The organism is Kitasatospora sp. NPDC057542, assembly GCF_042801945.1.
GTDB lineage: Bacteria > Actinomycetota > Actinomycetes > Streptomycetales > Streptomycetaceae > Kitasatospora.
Window position 1 is genome coordinate 1 of sequence record NZ_JBHVFE010000414.1, and the last position, 8,097, is coordinate 8,097.

The 8,097-nt window shown below is 72.9% G+C and carries 8 protein-coding genes; 6 read left to right on the forward strand and 2 right to left on the reverse strand.

Annotation, left to right across the window (positions count from 1 at the left end; all coding sequences use genetic code 11):
- Together ACFU7Y_RS34775 and ACFU7Y_RS34780 are read right to left on the reverse strand one after the other, a co-directional pair.
- Window positions 1-1,943 (reverse strand): FtsX-like permease family protein (locus tag ACFU7Y_RS34775; protein ID WP_380770750.1); only part of this gene is annotated, 1,943 nt, incomplete at its 3' end.
- Window positions 1,940-2,665: an ABC transporter ATP-binding protein gene (locus ACFU7Y_RS34780; RefSeq protein ID WP_224282207.1), complete on the reverse strand. Its 726-nt coding sequence runs from the start codon at window positions 2,663-2,665 to the stop codon at window positions 1,940-1,942. The genes ACFU7Y_RS34780 and ACFU7Y_RS34775, both read right to left, overlap by 4 nt.
- A 138-nt stretch (window positions 2,666-2,803) precedes the next feature.
- Between ACFU7Y_RS34780 and ACFU7Y_RS34785 the strand changes: the two genes are divergently transcribed.
- The 6 genes from ACFU7Y_RS34785 to ACFU7Y_RS34810 all read left to right on the forward strand — a co-directional run bounded on the left by ACFU7Y_RS34785 (window position 2,804) and on the right by ACFU7Y_RS34810 (window position 8,049).
- Window positions 2,804-3,637 (forward strand): sensor histidine kinase, encoded by an 834-nt coding sequence (locus tag ACFU7Y_RS34785; protein ID WP_380770751.1) that lies wholly within the window; start codon window positions 2,804-2,806, stop codon window positions 3,635-3,637.
- An 11-nt stretch (window positions 3,638-3,648) separates the two neighbouring features.
- On the forward strand, window positions 3,649-4,344 hold the full coding sequence (locus ACFU7Y_RS34790) for a response regulator (RefSeq protein WP_380770752.1): 696 nt from the start codon (window positions 3,649-3,651) through the stop codon (window positions 4,342-4,344).
- 188 nt (window positions 4,345-4,532) lie between these two features.
- Window positions 4,533-5,738, forward strand: a complete 1,206-nt coding sequence (locus ACFU7Y_RS34795; RefSeq protein WP_224284245.1) for a cytochrome P450 — start codon at window positions 4,533-4,535, stop codon at window positions 5,736-5,738.
- A 48-nt stretch (window positions 5,739-5,786) separates the two neighbouring features.
- Window positions 5,787-6,947 (forward strand): type III polyketide synthase, encoded by a 1,161-nt coding sequence (locus ACFU7Y_RS34800; RefSeq protein WP_224284246.1) that lies wholly within the window; start codon window positions 5,787-5,789, stop codon window positions 6,945-6,947.
- Window positions 6,944-7,528: an NUDIX domain-containing protein gene (locus ACFU7Y_RS34805; protein ID WP_224284247.1), complete on the forward strand. Its 585-nt coding sequence runs from the start codon at window positions 6,944-6,946 to the stop codon at window positions 7,526-7,528. Before ACFU7Y_RS34800 ends, ACFU7Y_RS34805 begins: the two co-directional genes overlap by 4 nt.
- Window positions 7,529-7,626: 98 nt before the next feature.
- Window positions 7,627-8,049: an SHOCT domain-containing protein gene (locus tag ACFU7Y_RS34810; RefSeq protein WP_224284248.1), complete on the forward strand. Its 423-nt coding sequence runs from the start codon at window positions 7,627-7,629 to the stop codon at window positions 8,047-8,049.
- The last annotated feature ends 48 nt before the right edge of the window (window positions 8,050-8,097 follow it).

The following is an 8,097-nucleotide window of genomic DNA, read 5'->3' on the forward strand; positions in this document are numbered from 1 at the left end:
ACCGACAACAGCACCGTGAAGATCGTGGTGAAGGCGATGACCGCGGCGACCGGCCCGGCCAGGTCGGGCGCGAACACCGAGGCCGACAGGCTCGGGTCGGCGTCCGAGACCGCCTTCCGGTACGCCTCGGCGTCGGCGCCAACGGCGAGCGTCACGTCGTACTCGACCACGTGCGGGTCGTCGGTGAGCGCGGCCCGGGTGGCGTCGTTGGAGGCGAACGCCCGGGGGTTGCCCTGGGACTCCTCGCCGACGAGGGTGACGGGCAACTGCCGCCCGTCCAGGAACAGGGTGAGCCTGTCGCCGACCTTGAGCCCGTGCTGCTTGAGGAAGGACGGCCCTGCCTCGATCTCGTTCGGGCCGGTCGCCGGACGGCCGTCCACCACCGAGAGCCACTTGGAGTTCGCGACGTCGCCGCCGTAGAAGTCGGCGAACGCGGGCTGGGCGTAGCCGACCAGCCCGACCTGGACCAGCCCGCGGCTGGTGACCCGCTCGGCGCCGGGGGTGGCGCGCAGCATCGCCTCGGTCCGGGCCGGGGTGAGCTTCGGCTCGACCTTGTTGCCCGCGAAGTGGGCGGTCTGGACGTTGACGTGGGTGTGACCGTCGTTGTGGTCCACCAGTTCGGTCAGGGTGCTGCTCAGGCCGGTCGTCATCGTCACGGTGACGACGCCGAGCACGATCGCCGCCATGGTCAGCGCGGTGCGGGCAGGGCGGGCGAAGGGCTGGCCGAGGCCCAGGCTGACCGCACGCGGCAGTCTGGTGCCGCTCAGCCACCGTTGGACCTTCAGTCCGCGGCCGTTGCGCGGCGTGCTGCCCGCCGAGATGGCCTGGGCGGCGGAGAGCCGGTGCGCGCGCGAGGCCGGGACCAGGGCGGCGAGGACGACCAGAGTCGGGAGGCTGATCAGGGTGGCGGCGGGCAGCCAGCCGGCGGGCTGGATCACGGCGGTGCCGGTGACGATGCCGGAGAATGCGGACCGGAGGATCGGGTACGACGCCGCCCAGCCGGCCGCCGTGCCGAGGACGGTGCCGGCGATCGCGGGCACCGAGACCATGGTCAGGTAGACCGTGACCACCTGGCGCGGGGTGAAGCCGATCGACTTCAGCACGCCGATGTGCCGGTACCCGGAGACCACCGCGCCGCTCACCACGTTCCCGACGATCAGCACGGAGACGACCAGGCCGAGCACGCCGAAGACCGTCATCAGCGGGAGGTAGGCGTCGGCGCCGGCGGAGAAGGCCTGCTTGAGCACCAGGTACGACTGGGCGCTGACGACCGCGTCCTCGGGCAGGCCTTCGGTGGCCGTGGCCAGGGCGGAGGTGAGCCGCTGCTCGTCGTCGGCGTCGGTGAAGCGGTAGAGCATCTGCCGGCCGGTGGGGTGCAGGGCGGCCGCCTGCTCGGGGGCGACCCAGCCGCCGGCGCTCTGGCTCATGCTGGTGGCGAAGCCGACGACGGTGAGGTGTCGGCCGCCGCCGATGGGGAGCGGGGAGTTCAGGAGACTTTCCGCTCCGCCTCCGAACGGCGAGTTGAGGACCACCTCGCCGGGTGCGGTGGCCCAGCGGCCGGACAGCAGCTCCACCCGGTCCACCGGCCCGGCCGGGTCGGCGCGGCCGACCAGGGTCAGCGGCCCGGGCGGGCTGCCGACCCAGTCGGTGGGGATCTCCACCACGGCCTGGTCGAACGGCCCGGCGGCGGCCTCGACGCCCGGCCGGTGGGCGGTGGCGGCCAGTTGCTCCGCCGAGGCCTTGGCCGGATCGAAGGCGGCGACGACGTGCGCTCCGCGCTGGCCGCCGAAGGCGTCGTCGAACGGGGCCCGGGCGGCGCTGATCACCGCCAGGGCGAGCAGCACGGTCGTGGTCGAGCAGAACACGACCAGGCCGATCACGATGGTCTGCACCCGGCGGCGCTTCACCGCTGCCCGGGAAGCCCGCCACACCGCGCCGGTCATGCGGACGCCTCCAGCATCCGCTCGTTCGCCACCCTGCCGTCCGCGACCTCGACCAGCCGGCTGGCGCAGCGGGTGGCCAGGTTGGGGTCGTGGGTGACGATCAGCAGGGTCTGCCCGATCTGGTTGAGGTCGATCAGCAGGTCCATCACCTGCTCGCCCGAGCGGCTGTCCAGCGCGCCGGTGGGCTCGTCCGCGAGCAGCAGGGCCGGGCGGTTCATCAGGGCGCGGGCCACCGCGACCCGCTGGCGCTCGCCGCCGCTGAGCGAGGCCGGGTAGACGTCCTTGCGGTGCGCCACCCCCAGCTCGTCCAGCAGCTCCAGTGCGCGGCGACGGGCCTGGCGGGCACTGGTGCCGGTCAGCTGGGCGGCCAGGGCGACGTTGTCGAGGGCCGGGAGGTCGTCGATCAGGTTGAAGAACTGGAAGATCATGCCGATGTGGCGGCGGCGGAAGAGGGCCAGCCCGTTCTCGTTCAGCTGTCCGAGGTCCTGCCCCTGCACCCGGACGGTGCCGGCGGTGGGCCGGTCCAGTCCGGCCACCATGTTCAGCAGGGTGGACTTGCCGCACCCCGAGGGGCCCATCACGGCGACCGCCTCGCCGGCGCGGATCCGCAGGTCGACGCCGTCGAGTGCCTTGGCGTCGCCGAACTCCTTGTGGACTCCGGACAGCTCGACGACGACCTGCGCGTCGCCCGGCCGGGAGGTCCCGTCGTGGTCGTTGCTCATGGTGGACGACCGTAGGCGCAGGCGCCCCGCCGTCACGTCCCACCCCGGGTGTAACCGCGGCGGCCGTAGTACCCGGGATGTACGGGGGCGGCACCCCCGGATGATGTGGATCATGCCGCGACCTGGGAAGCTGGCGTCGTGTGGGGAACGGGGTGGGGCTGGGTGGCCGTCGCGGTGGCCGGTGTGGCGAGTGCCGCGGCCGGTCGGCTGGCCGTGGCGCTCGCCCGGGCGCGGCGGCTGCACCGCGCGGCCGTCGGCGAGCACGGCTGGCTGCTGGAGCGGGAGCGGGAGAGCGCCGCCCGGACCGCCGTGGACGCCGAACGGGCGCGGATCGCCGCCGAGTTGCACGACATCGTGAGCCACAACGTGAGCCTGATGGTGGTGCAGGCCGGGGCCGCGCGCGAGGTGCTGGCCACCATGCCCGAGGAGGCGGCGGCCGCGATGGCCGCGGTCGAGGCGGCCGGGCGGGACACGATGACCGAACTGCGGCACCTGCTCGGCCTGCTCGCCCCCGCGGCGGACGGCAGCGAGGAGCCGGCCGCGGACGGTTTCGCGCCGCAGCCCAGCCTGAGCCGGCTGAGCCCGCTGATCGACCGGTTCGCCTTCGCCGGGCTGCCGGTCGAGGTGCGGATCTCCGGCGAGCCGAGGCCGCTGCCCGGCGGCATCGACGTGACGGCGTACCGGATCATCCAGGAGGCGCTGACCAATGCGCTCAAGCACGGGGACGGGGTGACGGCGGAGGTGACGGTGCGCTACGCGGACCACTACCTGCGGGTGGAGGTGCTCAACAGCGGCCCGAGCGTGCTCTCCGGGGCACCCGCCGCGCCGGTCGGGCCGCGGCCCGACGGGGCCGGGCGCGGACTGATCGGCCTGCGCGAGCGCGTCGCGGTGTACGGCGGTGACCTGGACGCCCGGCGCCGGCTCGGCGGCGGGTTCCGGGTCCGCGCCCGCATCCCGCTGGACCGGCCGTGACGGGGGGCGGCGTGGAGCAGGACCTGGAACGCCGTCCGCGCGTGGTGATCGCCGACGACCAGGAGCTGGTCCGCACCGGCTTCCGGATGATCCTCACCGCCCGCGGCATCGACGTGGTCGCCGAGGCCTCCGACGGCGCCGAGGCGGTGGCCGCCGCCGTGCTGCACCGCCCGGACGTCGCGCTGCTGGACATCCGGATGCCCGGCACGGACGGCCTGGAGGCCGCCCGGCGCATCCTGGCCCAGGTGCCCGGCTGCCGGGTGATCATGCTGACCACCTTCGACCTGGACCACTACGTCTACGCCGCGCTGTCCGCCGGGGCCAGCGGCTTCCTGCTCAAGGACGTCACCTCGGCCCACCTCGCCGCCGCCGTCCGGCTGGTGGACACCGGGGACGCGCTGCTCGCCCCCTCGATCACCCGGCGCCTGGTCGAGCGCTTCGCGGCCGGCACCCCGCGGCCGGCCCCGGGTGCCGACGGCCCGCCGCTGCACCGCGACCTCGCCCCGCTCACCCCGCGCGAGGCGGAGGTGCTCACACTGCTCGGGCGCGGGCTGTCCAACACCGAACTGGCACGCGAACTGACGCTCAGCGAGTCGACGGTGAAGACCCACGTGGCCCGGATCTTCGCCAAGCTCCACCTGCGCGACCGGGCGCAGGCGGTGGTCCTCGCCTACGAGACCGGGCTGGTCGCACCGGGGGGCGGCTGACCGTCAACGTCCCTTTCCGTATGCGCCAATTCGCGCGACTATCATCCGAATCTCACTCCTTAGAGCTAACTCCTCGCCAAATCCCCCTTTTTGCCGGTCCATGGGGCAGCATCTGCATGTCCACGCCCGAACAGAACCGACACCTCGGGCGCCACCACCCGGCATGACGAGGACACTTGGACCGGCCCGTGACCACCACCGCCCCCGTGTGGGACTGCCCCTTCCACCACACCGACGGCCTGGAGTTCGACCCCCTCCTGAAGCAACTGCTCACCGAGGCCCCGGTCGCCAGGATCCGGCTGCCGCACGGCGAGGGCGAGGCCTGGCTGGCCACCCGCTACGAGGACGTCAAGACGGTCACCACCGACCGCCGGTTCAGCCGTGCCGCGGGCATCGGCCGCGACCTGCCCCGGATGACGCCGGCCCCGATCGCCCAGGCCGAGGCGATCAACCTGATGGACCCGCCCGCGCACAACCGGCTGCGCCGGCTGGTCGCCCAGGGCTTCACCAACCGCCAGGTCGAGCGGATGCGCCCGACCACCCAGCGGACCGTCGACGGCTACTTCGACGAGATGACCGAGCACGGCGCCCCCGCCGACCTGATGCACTTCCTGGCCGGCCGCCTCCCGCTCACCACCATCTGCGAACTGCTGGACATCCCCGAGGCCGACCGCGCCGAACTGCGCGGCCACGCCGTCGCGATGATGCGGATGGGCCCGGGCAGCCGGGACGGCCAGGAGGCCGCCAAGACCGCGCTGCGCGGCTACTTCACCGAGCTGACCGCCGCCCGCCGGGCCCACCCCGGCGAGGACCTGATCAGCGCCCTGGCCACCGCCCGCGACGGCGACGAGCTGCTCGACCCGGACGAGCTGACCGTCATGGCGATGGTCCTGCTGGTCACCGGCCACGACACCAGCACCTACCAGCTCGGCAACCTCACCTACACCCTGCTCACCCACCCCGAGCAGCTCGCCAAGCTGCGCGCCCGGCCGGAGATGCTGCCGCGCGCCCTGGAGGAGCTGCTGCGCTTCATCCCGTTCCGCCAGGGCGTCGGCATCGCCCGGGTCGCCACCGAGGACGTCGAACTGGGCGGCGTGCCGATCCGGGCCGGCGAGGCCGTGCACGTCTCCTACCTGACCGCCAACCGGGATCCGGCGGTCTACGAGCACCCCGACGAGCTGGACCTCGACCGCGGCGCACCCACCCACATGGCCTTCGGGTACGGCCAGCACCACTGCCTCGGCTCGCACCTGGCCAGGATGGAGCTTCAGGTCGCCATCGGCACCCTGCTGCGCCGGTTCCCCGGCCTGCGGCTGGCCGTCGACCCGTCCGAACTCGACTGGAACTCCGGCTCGATCTGGCGCTTCCCGCGCACCCTGCCGGTGGCCTGGTAGCGCCTCCCCTCAACTCACCGTTCCCGCAGCACCGGGGAGACCCACACCATGGCAACTCTCTGCCGCCCGGCGATCGCCGTGCCCGAGCACGTCATCACCCTCGAACAGACCCTCGACCTGGCCCGCACCCTGCACGCCGGCCACCCCCGACTCGGCCTGGCGTTACGGCTGATCGAGAACACCGGGGTGCGCACCCGGCACCTGGTCCAGCCGATCGAGCGCACCCTCACCCACCCGGGCTTCACCGTCCGCAACGAGGTGTACGAGCGCGAGGCCAAGCGGCGCGTCCCCGCGGTGGTCGAACGCGCCCTCGCCCACGGCGAGCTGACCGCCCGGGACATCGACCTGATCGTCTACGTGTCCTGCACCGGCTTCATGATGCCGTCGATGACCGCCTGGCTGATCAACACCATGGGCTTCCGCTCCGACACCCGCCAGGTGCCGATCGCCCAGCTCGGCTGCGCGGCCGGCGGCGCCGCCGTCAACCGGGCGCACGACTTCTGCCGCGCCTATCCGGGCGCCAACGCGCTGATCGTCGCCTGCGAGTTCTGCTCGCTCTGCTACCAGCCGACCGACCTCGGCGTCGGCTCGCTGCTCTCCAACGGCCTGTTCGGGGACGCGGTCGCCGCCGTGGTGATGCGCGGGAGCGGCGGGCACGGCGTGCAGGTCGAGCGCAACGGCTCGCACCTCGTCCCGCACACCGAGGACTGGATCTCGTACGGGGTGAAGGACACCGGCTTCCACTTCCAGCTGGACAAGCGGGTGCCCGGCACGATGGAGATGCTCGCGCCCGCACTGCGCGGCCTGGCCGGGGAGCACGGCTGGGACGTCTCCGGGCTCGGCTTCTACATCGTGCACGCGGGCGGCCCGCGCATCCTGGACGACCTGTGCCGCTTCCTCGACCTGGAACCGGCCACCTTCCGCTACAGCCGGGCGACGCTCACCGAGCGCGGCAACATCGCCAGCGCCGTGGTCTTCGACGCCCTGGCCCGGCTGTTCGCCGACGGCGGCGCGCCCGAGGGCACCACCGGGCTGATCGCCGGCTTCGGACCGGGCATCACCGCCGAGATCTCACTCGGCAGTTGGGTCGGCGCACCGGCCGCGGTACCGCGTCCGCTCCGCCCGCTCGCCGTCTCCACCTCCGACATCACCCTCGTCCATCCGAGCGCCCCCCGGCGTTTCCCGGCCACCACTACGATCTGCGAATGACCGATACCACGGACCGCACCGACGCCTCTGCCAGATCCGCCGAACTCGCCGCCCTGTTCCCGGCGTTGCACGCACCGCAGTACTGGAGCTGGGGGCGGTTCGACGCGCAGTTCTCCACCGAGCCACCGCCGGACGCGCTGGTCACCAACATCCACCTGGTCGGCTTCGCGGACGGTCAGGTGGTGCTCTGCCGGGACGACCGGGACCACTGGTTCCTGCCCGGCGGCACCCGGGAGCAGGACGAGAGCATCGCCTCCTGCCTGGCCCGCGAGCTGCGGGAGGAGGCCGGCGCCCGGCTGCTCGGCGAGGCCCACTGGCTGGGCGCGCACCGCTGCCGCACCGAGGACCCGGTGCCGTACCGGCCGTGGCAGCCGCACCCGGAGAAGGCCTGGCTGTGGGGCTGGGGCGAGGTCGCGCTGGACTCCGCGCCGACCAATCCGGCGGACGGCGAGCAGGTGGTCGAGGTCCGTCCGGTGCCGTCCGCGGAGGCCCAGCGGCTGCTGCTGGCCGGGCACGACGCCTGGTGGGGCGAACTGGTGGCCCTGGCGGTGGAACTGCGGCGCCGGGCCGGACTGGGCTGAGATCCCGGCCCCGGCAGCCGTTCCCGCGGCTGCGGAAGGTCACCGGAACGGCGGAACATCGAGTGAGAGTGTCCGTTTTGTGGTGATATTACTCGGCCATGGACACCACATCACTGGCCGTGGACTACCCGCTGCTCAACATCTTCTGGACGATGCTGGAGCTGTTCCTCTGGATCCTCTGGTTCTTCCTGCTGTTCAAGATCATCACGGACATCTTCCGCAGCCACGACCTCGGTGGCTGGGGCAAGGCCGGCTGGCTGGTCCTGGTGATCCTCCTGCCCCTGATCGGCGTCCTCGTGTACCTGATCGCCCGCGGGCAGTCGATGACCAAGCGCGACATCCAACAGGCCCAGGAGAGCCAGGCCGCGTTCAAGGCCTACATCCGGGACGCGGCGGCGTCGGGACCGGAGGCCGGCGGCCGCAGCCACGTCGACGACCTGGCGAAACTGGCGGACCTGAAGGAGAAGGGCGCCATCTCCGACGAGGAGTACCAGAAGGCCAAGGAGAAGATCCTGGCCTGAACGTCCGGACGGGCACGACGGCCGGGGCCGGTGGACGCAGGGGTGCGT